This window comes from Amycolatopsis sp. CFH S0740 (assembly GCF_004522315.1).
Lineage (GTDB): Bacteria > Actinomycetota > Actinomycetes > Mycobacteriales > Pseudonocardiaceae > Amycolatopsis > Amycolatopsis nivea.
On the sequence record NZ_SDLS01000005.1, the window covers coordinates 25,113 to 41,051 of the forward strand.

The following is a 15,939-nucleotide window of genomic DNA, read 5'->3' on the forward strand; positions in this document are numbered from 1 at the left end:
CACCTTGCCCAATGCCCTTGAAAAACTGGGTAAGAACGGGCAATCTCGGTGTCGACTGGGTGGGAATCGGCACGAGGAAGTCATGCCATGGGGTCCGTAAGATCTGGGTGGGAAGAATCCGAAAATAGCCAGGACATCGCCGTTGTCGGAATGGGATGCCGTTTTCCGGGGGCGCGCAACGTCAACGAGTACTGGGATCTGCTGAGCGAGCCCAAACCGCAGTTTCGGCGGGTGCCGGATTCGCGGTGGCGGCGGGAAGCGTTCTACAACGACGATTTCCGGGACAGCGGCGCGGTCTACTCCGACCGCATGGCGCTGCTGGAGGACGTCGGCGACTTCGACGCCGGGCACTACAAGATCCCGCCGCGGCGGGCCAAATCGCTCGATCCGCAGCACCGGCTGCTGGTCGACCTGACCCGCGAGGCGCTGCAGGACGCGGGATGGGAAGCCGAGGGCTTCGACCGCGAAGACACGTCGGTGATCATGTCGCTCAGCGACAGCGGCTACCGCGACATGAGCACGCTGCACCTGCGGATGAAACAGCTGATCGGCGGCGAGTTCGGCCGGGCGGGCGATCCGGCGATGGCCGAGGCGGCGTCCGCGGTCAGCGGCCTGCACGCCACCGCGATGGCCGGGCTGCTGCTCAACATGGGTCCGAGTTCGATCAGCAACGTCTTCGACCTGCACGGAGAGAGCTACGCGCTCGATTCGGCCTGCTCCGGCGGGCTGACCGCGGTGGCGAACGCGGTGTTCGCCCTGCGCGCGGGCCGCTGCCGGATCGCCGTCGCCGGCGGCGCGCAGCTGGTACTGGCCCCGGACCTGTTCGTGGGCCTGTGCCGGATCGGCGCGATCTCGCGCGCAGGCGAATGCCGTCCGTTCGACCGCCGGGCGGACGGATTCGTGCTCGGCGAGGGGGCAGGCGTCCTGGTGCTGCGCCCGCTCGCGGACGCACGGGCGGCGGGCGACCGGGTGTACGCGGTGATCCGCGGCGTCGGACTGTCCAACGACGGCACGGTCAAGGGCGGCATGATGCCGCAGGAGTCCGGTCAGCTGCGGGCGCTGCGGCGGGCGTACCAGGACGCGGGGGTCGACCCGGCGTCGGTCGGGTACCTGGAAGCACACGGCACCGCGACCGCGGTCGGCGACGACGTGGAGATCAGCGCGCTGAGCGAGCTGCGCCGCGGCGCGGAGAACCCGGCGTATCTCGGAGCGGCGAAGTCGGTCGTCGGGCATTCCCTTGGCACCGCGGGAATCGCTGGTTTGATCAAGTCCATTTTGTCCGTCCACAAGGGACAGATCCTGCCGCAGCCGGATTTCGAACCGGCCGATCATCTGCCGCTGCGGGACGCCGGGCTCCAGGTGGCGGGCCAGGCCACGCCGTGGGACAGCGACGGACCGCGCCGGGCCGGGGTGAGCGCGTTCGGCTTCGGCGGCTCGAACGTGCACGTGGTCGTCGAGGAAGCGGCGCAGGAACCGCCGCCCGCCGAGACGCCACGGCTGCTGCTGCTCACCGCACGGGACCGGGCCGGGCTCGCCAGGCACGCCCGCGAGGTGGCCGAGGCGCTCGGCAGCGAGAACCCGCCGCTGGCCGCCGTCGCGGGCACGCTCGCCCGCCGGACGCTCTTCCCGGAGCGGCTCGCGGTGGCCGCGGACGACGTCGCGGACGCGGTGTCCAAGCTCGTCGCCGCGTCGGTCGCGCTCGAATCCGGCCAAAGCGGCGAGCTCGTGCCAGGAGTGTTCGCTGGTGTGGTGTCGCCGGGAGCTGAGCCGATCGAGGACGGGCTGCCCGCCGAGCTGGCTCCGCGTGCGGTCACCGGGGCGGGGCTGCGCCCGGTGGCGGACGGCCTGCCGCGCTGCACGCTGCCGCCGAGCCCGCTCAGCCCGCGCCGGCACTGGGTGGTCGACGACGCGAAGCTCGCCAAGGCGCAGACGCTGGAGCCGCTCGGGGCTGCCGCGGCACCGGTCGAGGAGACGGAGGAGACGACGTCCGCGCGGGATGTGCTGGCGATCGTGCTCGAGGAAGTCGCGCGGACGACGGCGTTTCCGGTCAGCGAGTTGTATGCCGGGCAGTTGCTGGTCGACGATCTCGGCTTCGATTCGTTGATGCTCACCGAGTTGGAAGCGCGGCTGCGGAAGCGGTTCCCGGGGGCTCCGGTGGAGGTCGAGCAGTCGGGGTCTCTGACGGTGGGGGCGGTCGCCGGGATGCTAGCTCCGGCAACGGATTTGGCGCCTGCCTCTCCGGTTCCGGCTGCTCCGGCTCCGTCGTGGGATCCGGCCAGTGCGGCGATCGAGGAGTTCCCGGAGGCCGCGGCTATCGAGGCGCGGTTGACGGAGTTCGACGATCTCGGGGTGCCTAATCCGTACTTCCGCAAGCATCAGGGGCGGATGGACGCTACGACGTCGGTGTCCGGGCGGGAGTACCTGTCCTTTTCCAGCTACAACTACCTTGGGCTGGCCGGGCACCCTGCGGTGACTGCGGCGGTGCACGACGCGGTCGAGCGGTACGGGACTTCCGTGTCCGGCAGCCGATTGCTTGCCGGGGACCGGGATTTGTCGCGGGACCTGGAGACGGAGCTGGCCGCATTCCTCGGGGTCGAGGACAGTCTCGTCCTGGTGAGCGGGCACGCGACGAATGTCGGGGCGATCGGTCATCTGGTCGGGCCAGGGGATTTGATCGTGCACGATTCGCTGGCGCACGACAGCATTCTGCAAGGGTGTGCGCTGTCCGGGGCCACACGGCAACCGTTTCCGCACAACGACACAGCCCGGCTGGAGGACGTGCTGCGTCGGACGCGGTCACGGTTCCGACGGGTGCTGATTGTGGTTGAAGGCGTTTACAGCATGGACGGGGATCTTGCGGATCTGCCTGCGTTGATTGAGCTTAAGCGGCGCTATGGGGCGTTGCTGATGGTTGACGAGGCGCACAGTATCGGGACGATGGGTCCGCGCGGGGCTGGGGTTGGGGACCACTTCGCGGTGGATCGGTCCGGGGTCGATCTTTGGATGGGGACGCTTTCGAAGTCGCTTGCCGGGTGCGGAGGGTATCTGGCTGGGTCGGCTCGGACTGTGCGGTGGTTGCGGTATTCGTTGCCTGGGTTTGTTTACAGTGTGGGGATTACTCCGGCTAATGCTGCGGCTTCGCTTGCGGCGCTTCGTGTGTTGAAGGAAGAGCCGGAGAGATTGGTGCGGTTGCGGGAGAATTCCCGGTTGTTCTTGGAACTGGCTGCTGCGGCGGGGGTGCCGACTGGGGTGGCTGGGGGTACGCCGATCGTGCCTTGTGTGGTGGGTAGTTCGCGGGTCGCGTTGAGACTGGCTACGGCGTTGTTCGAAAGGGGGGTGGTGGTGGATCCGATTTTGTATCCGGCGGTGGATGAGGAGTTGGCTCGGTTGAGGTTCTTCATCACCAGTGAGCATCGGGAGGATCAGCTGCGGTATGCGGTGGGGGTTTTGGGGGCTGAGTTGGGTGGGTTGAGGTAGGCGGCTCGTCGCCTGGCGGCGACATTGCGCGCCTTGGTTGCGTGGGGCACCCCGAAGCTTGATTGTGCTGACGGTCGGTGGGTGCTTGTCAAGGCGGGAAAGATGCCTTGACAAGCACCCACCGCCCGCAGGGAGGCTTCGTATCGGGGTGCGGGGGAGGGGCTGGGTGCCTCGATAGCGGGTGCATCGGCTGCGGTTGGGTGTCTTGATGGTCGGGTGCATCGGCTGCGAGGGTGTGGCTGGGTGCTTCGATCGTTGGGTGCACTGGCTGCGGGTGGTTCGTGGTGGGGGCTAGCGCCCCAATGTGGCATTGGGTGCGTCAGATGCACCCAATGTGGCGTTCGGTGCGTCCCCCGCACCCAATGCCACATTGGGGCGGCATCCCGGCCGACGGCTGCGAGCCCCGGCGGGGTGGTCCGTGAAGGGCTCCTCGAGGGAATCTAAGTCCGTGAAGGGGCCCCTCACGTACTTCGGCTGGTCGTGAGGGGAACCCTGAGGGAATCATCGTCCGTGAGGGCGGCCCTCACGTACCGGTGCGCTAGAGGAGCGAGCGTTCGATGCGGTCCATCGGCTTTTCCCCTGCTTTGGGGGTTTCGGCGATGGGTTTCGACGGCGTGCCCATGCGTTCCGACAGCAGGAAGGCGATGATCTCCGCTTCCTGTTCCTGTGCGTCGTCGTAGGTGGCGCGCATCAGCATGTCCCGGACGATGTCCGGGTCCAGGTTGGGGAACAGCGAGCGGGCGCTCTCGTCGTCAAGGAGACCCGAGCCGCGATGACAGCAGATGATGTGACCCAGCTCGTGCAAGATGATGTGCTCCTGGTGCGCCCCGGTGGTGTTGGCGTCGAAGAAGATCAGGTCCTCGCCCCGTGCGGCTACCCACATGCCGCACGGGTGCGACGCTGGCATCGGCAGCGGCACGAGGGTGATCGGCCGTTCGCGGATTTCGCCCAGGCGGGCGCAGAGGGTGGCCAGGTCGTACTTCGGCGGGAGGTCGAGTTCGGCGATTCGCTGGGCGCCTTCGTCGCGCATCCGCCGCAGCTGCTCGCGCCGCTGCGGGGCTTCGGACGGGGTTCCGGTCACCGCGCCGCTTCGTCCGTGACCGGGGGCAGCCCCTGCATTTTGCGGTATTGGTCCATGATCGTGGTGATCGCCTGGAGGTTTTCCTCGCGCATGCCCGCCGCGCGCATGGCGACCGCGCGGACGCCTGCCTGGCGCATCGCCTCCACCGCGGCCAGCTCCGACAGCACCGATCCGGCCACCTCGTCGTCGAAGAAGTACGCGACGGAGACCCCGAAGAATTTCGCCAGTGCGGCCAGCAGCTCCTGAGAAGGATTGGTCCGTTTGCCCGTGCGTAGCTGAGACAGGTACACCGCGCCGACCTTCAGTTCCGGCGTGGCCCGCTTCAGTTCGGCTGCCACCTCGGCGTTCGTCCAGTGCCTCCCCTGCGGGCGCACCGTGCGGAACAGGTCGTCGAGTCTGGAGGCCAGGGTGGGCCGGGCATCCGCCGGCTGAGTGTCTTCGGACATGCTGCTACGCCCCTCCAGTTGCAGCTGATTGCTCTCAGCTAAGGCGACTATCTCAGATTAGCTCACAGTTGACAATCGCCGGAGGGCTCCACAAGACTGTGCCTCAACGAGATAGCTGGTGGCTAACTCGCCACACAAACCGGGCAAGAGCGGCAGGCGTAGTACCGGCCCGGGGCGACGCTGGGGGTGTCGCCCCGCTCGGTCCGCCGAGGCCGGGTCCGGAGGCAGCAGACGTGTCAGCGAACTGCCTCCGGGCCCGGCGCACTACGCCGCTGGCCGGGCTGCGGAACTTCGGGAGCCGGTGCGTAGCTGATGGCAGCGGCCGGTGCCGGACTGACGGATCGCGCCTGTCCAGCAGCCGACCGCGCTGGCGCCGGAGGTGTTCCGGTGCGGAACCTCCGGCAAGCACCGTGGCTGGCAGAGCTGTCAGCGAACCGCTTCCGGACCGGCGAACTGCGCCCATTCGTCAGCCCACCGCGCCGCGCGCCGGTGGTCGAGCACTCGCCGCGCGATCCAGAACGCGCCGCCCAGCACGCCGACCGCGCACAGCCAGCAGAAGGCCGCGACGAGCACGCCGTTGGTGACCGCGTCCGCGTGCGTCAGCGGGGCGGTGGTCTGCTTGCCGCTGTCGTCCAGCCAGATGTCGGTGGTCGAGCCCTCGGTCGCGGAGGCGGCGGGCACCGTGATGACGCCGGTCCGCTGCACGCCGTGCGGGGGCTTCCAGACCGCGTTCACGCGCGCGGTGTTCGCGATCGGCGCGCTGTCGCCGACGGAGGCGGCCGGCTGCGCGGCCGTCGTCAGCACCGTGGCGGTGACCTGGTGCCGCGACTGCAGCTGCGCGTCCGACGCGGCGGTCTCCGCGGCGATGTCCTCGCTGCCGATCATCATCGCGAAGGGAATCGCGATGAGCGCCAGCAGCGTGACGATCCCGGCGAGTACGCCTTCGATCCGGTCCGACCGTCGCACGAGCGGGTTGCGCACGGCGCCGAGCCGTCGGAGCAATCGTTTACCAGGGTGTGGTGGTCTGCCTGCCCGAGTCCTGTTCCGCATGCCTCTCATGGTCCTCTTTCGCGCGCGCGAGCGCTGTGTCCCGCACAACGTTTTTCATGTTTTTCCTGGGGATCCGGTGTGTTTTCGCTTACCTCCGAGCCCGGGGACTACCCGTGTGGGTGACGACGAGCGGAGGTTGCGCCTTGCGGGGGCAGGGTTTCGCGGGGCGCGACGAGTGGTCCAGGCCAATGTCTGGCGGCTCCGGTACGCGTTGCCCGGGTTGATCTTTCGCCGGGTTCGGCCGCGGATGGGTTGCGGTATCGATGGTTCGGCGCCGCGGTCGCTCGGTGGATCGTCTGATTCGCACGGTTCGCGTTGGCGGGCAAGCGATCTTGCCGCGTCGGCGTCCGGTGCGACTGGGTGCCGGGAGTTCGCCTGCGGGCAACCGGGCGTTTCCGCCGGGGACAGCCCGGGCAGACAGGTCCGCCCGGGCCGATCGGGAAAACGCTCATTGCCGTCCGGTCCGGAATCGGGGTATCGCCAAGCACAAACCGGGGGAACGCTCCCGATATCCGGGAACCATTCAGTCGACCAGTCGAATCGTCGCCGTCGGACTGTGCGAACGACGCCGGGTGATCCCGTGTTCGGCGACGATTCCGAGTTGGATGCTGCGATCGGCGGGCGCCCAGTAGCCCGTGCGCACGAAATAGCCGTCCATTGTGCAGAGCCGGTTCGCGCTCTTGCGGGAACTGATCGCTTCCCAGCCCCATTGCCGTCCGGTCTCCTCGACGCCGTTGCGCCGCACGTGCAGCCGCGGGTTCCCGATCTCCCGGCAGTACGCGCTGCCGTCCGCGATGTACAGCACGCCGTCGACCTTGTAGAACCGCTTGCCGTCCAACAGGCTCACCTGGCCGGACAGGGTGAAGTGCACCCTGCCGCCATGGGCCCCGTCCATCGTCCAGTCGAGACAGAATTCCTTCGTCGGAACCTCGAGCGACTGGGTCATGGCCGTGTCTCCTTTGCTCGCCTTCCGGAGCGTCCAGGAAAATATAAGGAAGAAACGCGTTCCCGACAGGTATCGGGAACCGTTTTCACCCGAAGAGGCCCGGCGGACACGCATCGTGGTCAAGCCCCGATTAATCGGTGGAATTACCGCCGATGGGGTATCGCGGATACGATCAGTGAATTCTCCTTGCCCGAAACCGGTGGCGGCGCACCGGCGCCGGGACCGGCGGGCCGTGCGGGTCGTGTCGGCAGCGTGACATCTTCCATGACGCTTGTCATAGTTCCGGCCGTGTGCCACCCTCGGGTTATGACGACTGTCATGACCGCCGTGCGACCGGCCACCGCCGGTTCCGTGGCCGACCTCGTCCGCGCCTGCTCGCCGGAATCGCTGAGCCGCCGGTTCACCCTCGGCGGCCCGATCGAGCCGGACGCGGTCCTGTCCAGGTATCAGCGATTCCTCCTGGTCGACACGGCCCTCGTCGCCGAGGTTTCGGGCGTGCCCGCCGGGCTGCTGAACGCGGTCCCGGAGGACGACCGCCGCGTCGAACTGGGGCTGCTCGTCGCCGACCGATGGCAGCGGAGGGGCATCGGCCGCGGCCTCGTCCGGCTGGCCGCGGAGCAGTGGCGCGGCTGGAAGCTGCACGCCACCGTGCAGGAGGGCAACGTCGCTGCGGAAGGATTGCTGCGGGCGTGCGGGTTCCGCTTCGTCCCGGGATACCGCGGCGAGAACGAGTACGAGCTGACGGTCACGGAGGAGACGCTCGATGACGGAACGGCCGGCGCGCGACCGGATGGTCTTCAGCGCTGCGCAGTTGCTGCGTACGCAGGGCTTGAGCGGCACTGGCATGCGCGAGGTGGTAGCGCATGCCGAAGCGCCGCGGGGGTCGCTTCAGCACTACTTCCCGGGCGGTAAGGAACAGCTGTTCGGCGAAGCCATCGATTGGGCAGGGCGCTACGCCGCGCGACGCGTGACGCGCGCGATGGACTCGCTGCCGGACCCGACGCCGTCCGCGCTCTTCGCCGCTGTTGTCGAGAACTGGCGCGCGGAGTTCCTCGAGATCGGCTACGACTACGGCTGTCCGTTAGTGGCCACAGTCACCGACACGGCGGCGTCGAGCGAGCCGTTGCGTGAGCGTGCGAACGACGCCTTCGCGCAGTGGCGGAAGCCCATCGTGTCCGCGCTGCAGCAGATGGGCGTACCGGCGGCGCGCGCTGCTTCGCTGGCAGTGTTGATGATCAGCGCGCTTGAAGGAGCCTTAGTGCTGGCCCGGGTCGAGCACTCGGTGACGGCGCTTGACACGGTTGTCGAGGAGTTAGGTCCAGTTCTCGACGCCGCAGTGGACAAGCGCCGCCGCCGCTAACGCCTGCCGAGCTTCGCGCGCAACGTGGCGACAGTGTCCGGGTCGTGCAGCAGCTCGGCGAAGTGCTCGGACTCCGACTCCATGCGCTCTTCGACGCTCTCGTCAGTGCGGTCGTGCAACAGCGCGCGCGTCGCTGTCAGCGCGCGTACTGACCGCTCCGCGAGGGTCGCGACGCGTTCTGCGACGCGCTTACTGAGCGCTGTCTCGTCAGGGAGCACTTCGTTGACCAACCCGAGTTGCGCCGCTTCGACCGCAGGCAGGCGTTCTCCGAACAGCAGCAGCTCCGTCGCACGCTGCGGTCCGACTCGACGCGGCAGCGCGTAACTACTGCCGAACTCCGGCACCAGCCCCAACGGTACGAAGGGGAACTGCAGGTAGCTGCGTTCGGTGGCGTAGACGAGGTCGCAGTGCAGCAGCAGGGTCGCGCCGATGCCGACAGCGGGACCGTCGACCGAGGCGACGACTACTGCCTGCGTCGCGAGCAACGCCTCTTGGAAGACCCGCGCAGGCGTCTTCGTGCGGTCACCGGCTTCGTGCGCGAGGAAGTCGCCGAGGTCGTTGCCCGCGGTGAACGCACCGCTGGCTCCGCTCAGTACGACGATCGGCGTGCGGACAGCGTCGAAGGCGTCCGCGAGGGCGACGTACATCGCCTTCGTGAGCGCGTTCCGCTTCTCCGGACGGTTGATGGTGATGGTGGTGACCTGTCCGTCGACAGTCGTCTCGATGCTCATTCACAGCTCCGCAACAGCAGCGAGCAGCAGATCAACTTCCGCTGCAGTCGTGTACGGCGCGATGCCAGCGCGTACGGCACCAGTGTCGCCAAGACCGAGATGCCGAGCGCACTCGATGGCGTAGAACGTCGAAGCAGGCGCGTTGATCCCGCGCGCGCCGAGACGCTCGTACACCGCCTGCGGCGTCAGCCCGGTGACCGAGAACAACACTGTCGGCGTACGGCGACGCGTCGGCGAGCCGTATCGCACGACGCGCGGCAGTGCGGCGAGCCCGTCTTCCAGACGCTGCAACAGTGCGTCTTCGTGCTCTTCGAGCGCCGTAAGCGACGTACGCAAACGTTCGCGACGACTGCCTTCACTCGGCACGAGCCCTGCGAGGAAGTCGATAGCGGCGGTAGTGCCCGCGAGGAGCTCGTACGGCAACGTACCCAGCTCGAAACGTTCCGGGACCGCGTTGCTCGACGGCAGCAGCTTGTCCGGCTGCAACGTCTCCAGAAGATCCGGTGCGGCGGCGAGAAGGCCGAGGTGCGGTCCGAGGAACTTGTACGGCGAGCAGGCGTAGAAGTCCGCGCCCAGCGCGGCGATGTCGACCACCGCGTGCGGCGTCAGGTGCACGCCGTCCACGTAGCTCAGCGCGCCTGCTTCGCGGACCGCGCCGGTAATCGCCGGGATGTCCGGACGCGTGCCCAGCAGGTTGGAGGCAGCAGTGACCGCTACCAGGCGCGTCCGATCAGTGAGCAGTTCCGTGATCGATGACGTCGGCAACTCGCCGGTCTCGGGATCGAAGTCCGCCCAGCGAACAGTCGCACCGCGCGCTTCGGCCGCCTGGACCCACGGCCGGACGTTGGCGTCGTGGTCGAGCCGGGTGACCACGACCTCGTCGCCCGGCCCCCAGTTCTTCGCGAGCGTACGGGAGAAGTCGTAGGTCACCTGCGTCATGCTGCGCCCGAACACGACGCCCTCCGGTTGCGCGCCGAGCAGGTCAGCGACGGCTTGCCGGGCTTCGCGCACGACGCCGTCCGCGCGGCGCTCCGCCGCCGTGACGGTGCCGCGGTTCGCGATGGCGGCGCAGAGGGTCGAGGAGACTGCTTCGCCGACCACGTCCGGGACCTGGGAGCCACCGGGTCCGTCGAAGTGGGCAGCGCCGTTCTCGAGCGCGGGGAAGTGCTTGCGGATCGCGTTCACGTCGTAGGCCACGGCTGCCAGCTTGCCTGATCCCCGGGCGAGTGTCGTGCTCCGCGCGGGTGCGATCATGCCGCTGTCCCGTTGCCCTTGGAGAGGGGTTCGCCGGTGCTTGCCGAACAGGTCGAAAAACTGCTCGCCCAGCCGTTGCCGTGGCCGATCGTGCAGGCAGGCGACCCCGTGCTGCGCGCCGCCGCCCGCCCGTACGAGGGCGAACTGAGCGACGAGCTGCTGTCCGGACTGATCGCGGGCATGAAGGAGACCATGCACGCGGCACCCGGCGTCGGCCTCGCGGCTCCGCAGATCGGCCTGTCGGTCCGGATCGCGGTGGTCGAGGACGGTGCCCGCGAACGCCCCGGCGTCGCTGAGTCCACGCTCGCCACCCGCGGGATCGTCCCGCTGCCGTTCCGCGTGCTGGTGAACCCCGAGTACACCCGAGTGGGCGACGAAACCGCCGCGTTCTTCGAAGGCTGCCTGAGCGTGCGCGGATGGCAGGCCGTCGTCGCGCGCCCCCTGCGGATCCGGCTCCGCGGCACCGACGAAACCGGTGCGGCCCTGGACGAGGAATTGTCCGGCTGGCCAGCACGAATCGTCCAACACGAGACCGACCATCTGCACGGGATCCTGTACCTGGACCGAGCCGAACTGCGCTCGCTGTCCACCCACGAAGCCGTCGCCCGCCGCTGGACCCAGCCGACCCCCGCCGACGCCGCCCGCGAACTGGGCTTCGACCTCCCCTGATTTCTCGCCGGCCCGTTTTTGTCGGTGCCCGCTGATACGTTCCTCCGCAGTTGCCCCGCCCGGGGCTCGCCACTGGGGAGGACCCTGATGAACTCGTTGCAAGACAAGGCAAATCTCTTCCGTGAACTGCACGCGGCTGATGTTCTCGTGCTGCCCAACGCCTGGGACGCAGGCAGCGCAGTCGCCATCGAACGCGCCGGTGCTCCCGCGATCGCCACCACGAGCGGTGGCGTCTCCTGGGCCCTAGCCAGAGGCGACGGCCAGCACCTGTCGCGGGCGGAAATGCTGACCGTGATCGCCCAAATCGCCGCAGCTGTAAAAGTCCCAGTAACCGCCGACATTGAGGGCGGCTACGGCCTAGCCCCGTCAGCGGTCGCCGAAACCGTGCGAGGCGTAGTGGAGGCGGGCGCAGTCGGCGTGAACCTGGAAGACTCCCGCGCCGGAACCGCCATCCTCTTCACCCCCGATGAACAGGCAGAACGCTTCACCGCAGCCCGCGCCGCCGCCGCGACGGCCGGTCTGTCGGAACTGTGGATCAACGCCCGAACGGACGTGTACCTCTTCGGAATCGGCGAACCCACCGGCCGCTTCGACGACGTCCTGACCCGAGCCCGCGTCTACGCCGACGCCGGAGCGGACAGCATCTTCGTGCCCGGCTTGACGGACGTCGAAGTCCTGGCAGAACTGGCAAAGTCCTCGCCGATCCCGGTAAGCGCCATGGCAGGCGCCGGTGCGCCCCCAGTGTCCGACCTGGCAGCCGCTGGCGTGCGCCGGGTGAGCGTAGGAACGTCCATCGCCCAGGCGGCCTACTCCCTCGCCCACCATGCTGCGGCAGAGGTGCTGAAGCAGGGGACTTATGGGGAGGTGACGGGTGCGCTGGACTTCGGGACGGTGAACGGCTGGTTCAACTGACCCTCGGCGGAGGGCGGGAGCCGCTGGGGTGGGGTGCCGCGAGCAGGCGATCTGAGCAGGCGGGTGAGGCGAACTGGAGAGACAGGCGAGGCGAACTGGGGCAGACGGGGGAGGTGAGCTGGGGCAGACGGGCGAGGCGGGACGCTGGCTTGCCCTCAATCCGAGCCGCAACTCACCCCACCCAAACCGCGATCCGGCCGCCCGCCTCGACCGCAACTCATCCCGCTACCAGCCACCCAGCCGCGGCCGACTCACCTCGCAACCAGCCACCCAGCCGCGGCCGACTCACCTCGCAACCAGCCACCCAGCCGCGGCCGACTCACCTCGCAACCAGCCACCCAGCCGCGGCCGACTCACCTCGCAACCAGCCACCCAGCCGCGGCCGACTCACCTCGCAACCAGCCACCCAGCCGCGGCCGACTCACCCCGCGACCAACCGCCTGCCCCGCTCCAGTTCCAGCAACCTCCGCTTGCACTCCACCCCAGCCGCGTAGCCGGTCAGCGATCCGTTGCTGCCCAGCACCCGGTGGCACGGCACCACGATGCCGATGGGGTTCCGGCCGTTCGCCAGGCCGACCGCGCGGGACGCCGTCGGGCGGCCGATCGACTCGGCCAGTTCTCGGTAGGTCGTCGTCTCGCCGTACGGGATCCGCAGGAGCGCCCGCCACACCGTCTCTTGGAAAGGAGTGCCGCTGAAAGCTAACGGAAGGTCGAACTCGACCCGATCCCCGGCGAAGTACTCGTTCAGCTGACGGGTCGCCGCGGCGAACGGGCGGTCGTCCCGGTCGCCGAAGGCGGCTCGGGGCGGGCGGTACTGCTCGTCGCCGATGTACAACCCGGCCAGGCCCCCGTCGCGGGCCATGAGGGTCAGCGGGCCCTCGGGGCTGTCGATGACGGTGTGCACCACGGTCATGCCGATTCCTCTGCGGGAATCCGGTTGATCGGGTGGTCGCCGGTCGCCCACAGGTGCTGGACCGCGTACGCGCGCCAAGGCTGCCACCGGGCGGCGTGCGCGATCAAGGCGGCTGGACTTGTTGGCAGGCCTAGGTTTTCGGCCGCGATCTTGACGCCCAGGTCGGTCGCGACGAAGGCGTCCGGGTCGCCGAGGGCGCGCATGGCGATGCTCTCGACGGTCCACGGGCCGAAGCCGGGCAGGGCGGCCAGTTGTGCGCGGGCGTGGACCCAATCGCCGCCGGCGGTCAGGTCGACGTCGCCGGAAACCAGGGCCGACACGAGACCCAGCAGGGTCGCGCGGCGGGACTTCGGCATGGCCAGCGTTTCCGGGTCCAGTTCCGCCAGCGACTCGGGCGACGGGAACAGGTGCGTCAGGCCGCCTTCCCGGTCCTCGATCGGGGTGCCGTGCACCAGGACCAGGCGCGCTGCGTGGGTGCGGGCGGCCGCGGTCGAGACCTGCTGGCCGAGGACTGCTCGCACGGCGAACTCGGCTGAGTCGGTCGTGCGCGGGACGCGCCTGCCGGGTGCGGCGGCGACCAGGGGAGCGAGGGTCGGGTCCGTGGCGAGCTGTTCGTCGACGGCTACCGGGTCCGCGTCCAGGTCCAGCAGCCAGCGGCAACGGCTGATCGCGGCGGCCAGGTCGCGCAGGTCGGTCAGGCTCAGGCGGCACGCGACGTGGTCCGGCTCCGGGCGGAGCGCCACCACGCCGTGGCCGTGCGGCAGTCGCAGGGTGCGGCGGTACGCGCCGTCGCGCCATTCCTCGACGCCCGGGACCGCAGTGGCGATCAGGTGTCCGAACAGGTTGTCCGGACACAGCGGCCGACGGAACGGGAGCCGCACCGATAGCACTCCCTGCGACTTGGTCCGCTTGCCGCCGCGGACGCGGGAACGCAGTTCGCTCGGCGTCAGGGCGAAGACTGCCCGCACGGTTTCGTTGAACGTCCGGATGCTCGAAAACCCGGCCGCGTGTGCGATGTCGCTCATCGGCATCGTCGTGGTTTCGATCAGCAACTGGGCGGTCTCGGCGCGCTGGGCCCGGGCGAGTGCGAGCGGACCCGCGCCCAGTTCGGCCTGCACCTGGCGTTCCACCTGCCGGACGCTGTACCCGAGTCGCGCGGCCAGCCCCTGCACGCCTTCGCGGTCGACGATCCCGTCGCCGATCAGGCGCATCGCGCGCGCCACCATGTCGGCGCGTTCGTTCCACAGCGGCGAACCGGGCGACGCGTCGGGCCGGCAGCGTTTGCAGGCGCGGAATCCAGCGGCCTGCGCTGCGGCGGCGCTCGGGTAGAAGCGCATGTTCTCGACCTTGGGCGGCACCACCGGGCAACTCGGCCGACAGTAAATCCCCGTGGTCAGCACCGCGGTGAAAAACCATCCGTCGAACCGGTCGTCTTTCGACTGCACCGCGCGGATACAGCGTTCGGTGTCCTCGTACACGCCGACCAGTCTGCCTCGCCTCGCGCCCGAAACCTCGCGAAAAAACGACATCACCCTGGCGGGGCAACCGGCTCCCGGTCCACCGCCCGCGTGTCGACGACCGACAACCCGCACGCCAGCCCGGTCAGTCCCCGATGTCCACGAGTGAAGACCATGAACACCAGATGCGCCAGCAGCCACAGCGACGTCCACCCGGAATCCAAGCCGACCAGGATGAAATAGCCGCCCGAACCGATCAGGAACCGGACGATCGACTGCGGCATCGACGGCGGCCGCCCGTCCGCGCGGACCACCGTCAGCAGAACCGCGCGCTGACCAGGCGTCGCGCCGTTGCCCGCCAGCGGCACGAGCAGCAGCAGGACCGCGGTGGGCACCCAGCGGCCGAGGACGTCGTCGATCAGCGTGTTGTTCTGCAGCGTGCCCTTCGTGACGTACTGGACCGCGAGCGCGATCATGCTCAGCACGACACCCACCAGCGTGACCGAAATCAGGTCGAGCACCATGCCGAGCAGCCGTCGCCGGGCGAGGACCGGGCGCGGTTCGTCGGCCGGACGCAGCCGTCCAGAGCGCCGCAGCACGGGCGCGAGAAGTGCGCCGACCCCCGCGCCGACGGTGTTGGACAGCAGGTCGCCGGTGTCGAACAGCCGGTACGGGCACTCCATCAGGAACCACACGCCAGTCAGCTGGGTCGTCTCGATGGCGAGTGACACGAAAAACCCGCTGACGATGGCGAAACCGATGTTCCGCCCGAACAATCGCCGTATGAACACGCCCCACGGCACGAAAAACGCGACGTTGAACAACACTTGGCGCAGCGCGGGATTGTCCAGCAACCCGGTGTTGAACTGCCGCATGTCTTCCAGGAACTGGAGCGGATTCCACACCGGGTGCCGCAGCGCTTCGTGCGTCGCGCAGTACGCCGCGTCGACGTCCGGCAGCGGCAGCAGCGTGTAGGTGACCAGCGCGAAGCAGTACACGAGGAACGCCGGCGCGGCGATCGCGCGCAGCAGGCCGAGTTCGCCGCGTTTGCGATAGCTGATCGCGACGTACGGGACCACCAGAACGAACGCCAGCCCGAACCCGGCGAACACGGCGATCAGCGTGGGACCGCTCCACTGAGTCATCGTTCCTCCACCCGGCGTGAGCGCACAGGCTAGCGGGCGGCAGTAACCTGGGCACGCGGAAAGGAGGAGCAGTGGACGACGACATCGAAGACAACGCCGACACCGGCGTGCTGGATCCTGAAGACACCCTGGAGGACGGCGACCCCTACGACGAGGGTTATTCGCCGCCGGAACGTCCACTCGCGACTCGCGACTGGGGCACCACCGCCGCCGAAGAAGCCGCCGGGGAAAGCTGGGCGGGCAGGCTGGCCCGCGAACTCCCGGACATCCGCGCGACCGACGGCGACGGTCTCGGCGACACTGACGACACCGACGGCGAGCTCGTCGACGACGAGGTCGGCGACTTCCGCGCGGGCCGCCTGGTGGCCGCCAACGCGGGCTTCGGCCCGGACACCGAAGACGAGCTGTACGCGTCGGACATCGGCATCGACGGAGGCGCGGCCTCGGCGGAGGAAGCCGCGGTGCACGTGGTCAACCCGCGGGATTTGTGACCGGCCG

The 15,939-nt window shown here is 68.9% G+C and carries 15 protein-coding genes; 6 read left to right on the top strand and 9 right to left on the bottom strand.

Translation table 11 applies throughout. From position 1 onward, the window contains the following. Positions 1 to 87: 87 nt before the first annotated feature. Positions 88 to 3,477: an aminotransferase class I/II-fold pyridoxal phosphate-dependent enzyme gene (locus tag EIZ45_RS10720; protein WP_134667421.1), complete on the top strand. Its 3,390-nt coding sequence runs from the start codon at positions 88 to 90 to the stop codon at positions 3,475 to 3,477. A gap of 538 nt (positions 3,478 to 4,015) precedes the next feature. On the opposite strand, the gene EIZ45_RS10725 is transcribed toward EIZ45_RS10720, so the two are convergent. The 4 genes from EIZ45_RS10725 to EIZ45_RS10740 form a co-directional block, all read right to left on the bottom strand. Continuing rightward, positions 4,016 to 4,558 carry a toxin gene (locus tag EIZ45_RS10725; protein ID WP_037810612.1) on the bottom strand — a complete coding sequence of 181 codons (543 nt, stop codon included), beginning with the start codon at positions 4,556 to 4,558 and terminating at the stop codon, positions 4,016 to 4,018. Beyond that, positions 4,555 to 5,004, bottom strand: coding sequence for a helix-turn-helix transcriptional regulator (locus tag EIZ45_RS10730; protein ID WP_043828603.1), 450 nt, complete (start codon positions 5,002 to 5,004; stop codon positions 4,555 to 4,557). The genes EIZ45_RS10725 and EIZ45_RS10730 overlap by 4 nt, the downstream gene beginning before the upstream one ends. 426 nt (positions 5,005 to 5,430) lie before the next feature. Continuing rightward, positions 5,431 to 5,985, bottom strand: coding sequence for a hypothetical protein (locus EIZ45_RS10735; RefSeq protein ID WP_235146610.1), 555 nt, complete (start codon positions 5,983 to 5,985; stop codon positions 5,431 to 5,433). A gap of 592 nt (positions 5,986 to 6,577) precedes the next feature. Further along, positions 6,578 to 7,000: a hypothetical protein gene (locus EIZ45_RS10740; protein ID WP_037810609.1), complete on the bottom strand. Its 423-nt coding sequence runs from the start codon at positions 6,998 to 7,000 to the stop codon at positions 6,578 to 6,580. Positions 7,001 to 7,306: 306 nt separating this feature from the next. On the opposite strand from EIZ45_RS10740, the gene EIZ45_RS46750 reads away from it, so the two are divergent. Both EIZ45_RS46750 and EIZ45_RS10750 read left to right on the top strand, forming a co-directional pair. After that, the gene (locus EIZ45_RS46750; protein WP_240692028.1) at positions 7,307 to 7,912 is read left to right on the top strand and encodes a GNAT family N-acetyltransferase; all 606 of its coding nucleotides are present in this window, start codon (positions 7,307 to 7,309) and stop codon (positions 7,910 to 7,912) included. Next, positions 7,845 to 8,360, top strand: a complete 516-nt coding sequence (locus EIZ45_RS10750; RefSeq protein ID WP_238604558.1) for a TetR family transcriptional regulator — start codon at positions 7,845 to 7,847, stop codon at positions 8,358 to 8,360. Before EIZ45_RS46750 ends, EIZ45_RS10750 begins: the two co-directional genes overlap by 68 nt. Here EIZ45_RS10750 and EIZ45_RS10755 read toward each other — a convergent pair. Both EIZ45_RS10755 and EIZ45_RS10760 read right to left on the bottom strand, forming a co-directional pair. Next, the gene (locus tag EIZ45_RS10755; RefSeq protein ID WP_134667418.1) at positions 8,357 to 9,091 is read right to left on the bottom strand and encodes an enoyl-CoA hydratase-related protein; all 735 of its coding nucleotides are present in this window, start codon (positions 9,089 to 9,091) and stop codon (positions 8,357 to 8,359) included. The two genes, EIZ45_RS10750 and EIZ45_RS10755, sit on opposite strands and share 4 nt — an antisense overlap. Next, positions 9,092 to 10,288: a cysteine desulfurase-like protein gene (locus EIZ45_RS10760; protein WP_037810605.1), complete on the bottom strand. Its 1,197-nt coding sequence runs from the start codon at positions 10,286 to 10,288 to the stop codon at positions 9,092 to 9,094. Positions 10,289 to 10,381: 93 nt separating this feature from the next. Here EIZ45_RS10760 and EIZ45_RS10765 point away from each other — a divergent pair, with 93 nt between their 5' ends. Both EIZ45_RS10765 and EIZ45_RS10770 read left to right on the top strand, forming a co-directional pair. Then, positions 10,382 to 11,014 carry a peptide deformylase gene (locus tag EIZ45_RS10765; RefSeq protein ID WP_205670183.1) on the top strand — a complete coding sequence of 211 codons (633 nt, stop codon included), beginning with the start codon at positions 10,382 to 10,384 and terminating at the stop codon, positions 11,012 to 11,014. A gap of 87 nt (positions 11,015 to 11,101) precedes the next feature. Then, positions 11,102 to 11,926, top strand: a complete 825-nt coding sequence (locus tag EIZ45_RS10770) for an isocitrate lyase/phosphoenolpyruvate mutase family protein (protein WP_134667416.1) — start codon at positions 11,102 to 11,104, stop codon at positions 11,924 to 11,926. A 421-nt stretch (positions 11,927 to 12,347) separates the two neighbouring features. Here EIZ45_RS10770 and EIZ45_RS10775 read toward each other — a convergent pair whose 3' ends face one another. The 3 genes from EIZ45_RS10775 to EIZ45_RS10785 are packed head-to-tail and all read right to left on the bottom strand — an operon-like array spanning position 12,348 to position 15,441. Beyond that, entirely contained in the window at positions 12,348 to 12,839 is a 492-nt protein-coding gene (locus EIZ45_RS10775; RefSeq protein ID WP_037810602.1) for a methylated-DNA--[protein]-cysteine S-methyltransferase, read from the bottom strand. Further along, positions 12,836 to 14,317, bottom strand: a complete 1,482-nt coding sequence (locus tag EIZ45_RS10780; RefSeq protein WP_134667415.1) for a DNA-3-methyladenine glycosylase 2 family protein — start codon at positions 14,315 to 14,317, stop codon at positions 12,836 to 12,838. Before EIZ45_RS10780 ends, EIZ45_RS10775 begins: the two co-directional genes overlap by 4 nt. Before the next feature lie 50 nt (positions 14,318 to 14,367). Further along, entirely contained in the window at positions 14,368 to 15,441 is a 1,074-nt protein-coding gene (locus tag EIZ45_RS10785; protein WP_134667414.1) for a VanZ family protein, read from the bottom strand. 71 nt (positions 15,442 to 15,512) lie between these two features. On the opposite strand from EIZ45_RS10785, the gene EIZ45_RS10790 reads away from it, so the two are divergent. Then, positions 15,513 to 15,932 carry a DUF5709 domain-containing protein gene (locus EIZ45_RS10790; RefSeq protein WP_037810600.1) on the top strand — a complete coding sequence of 140 codons (420 nt, stop codon included), beginning with the start codon at positions 15,513 to 15,515 and terminating at the stop codon, positions 15,930 to 15,932. Positions 15,933 to 15,939: the final 7 nt, after the last annotated feature.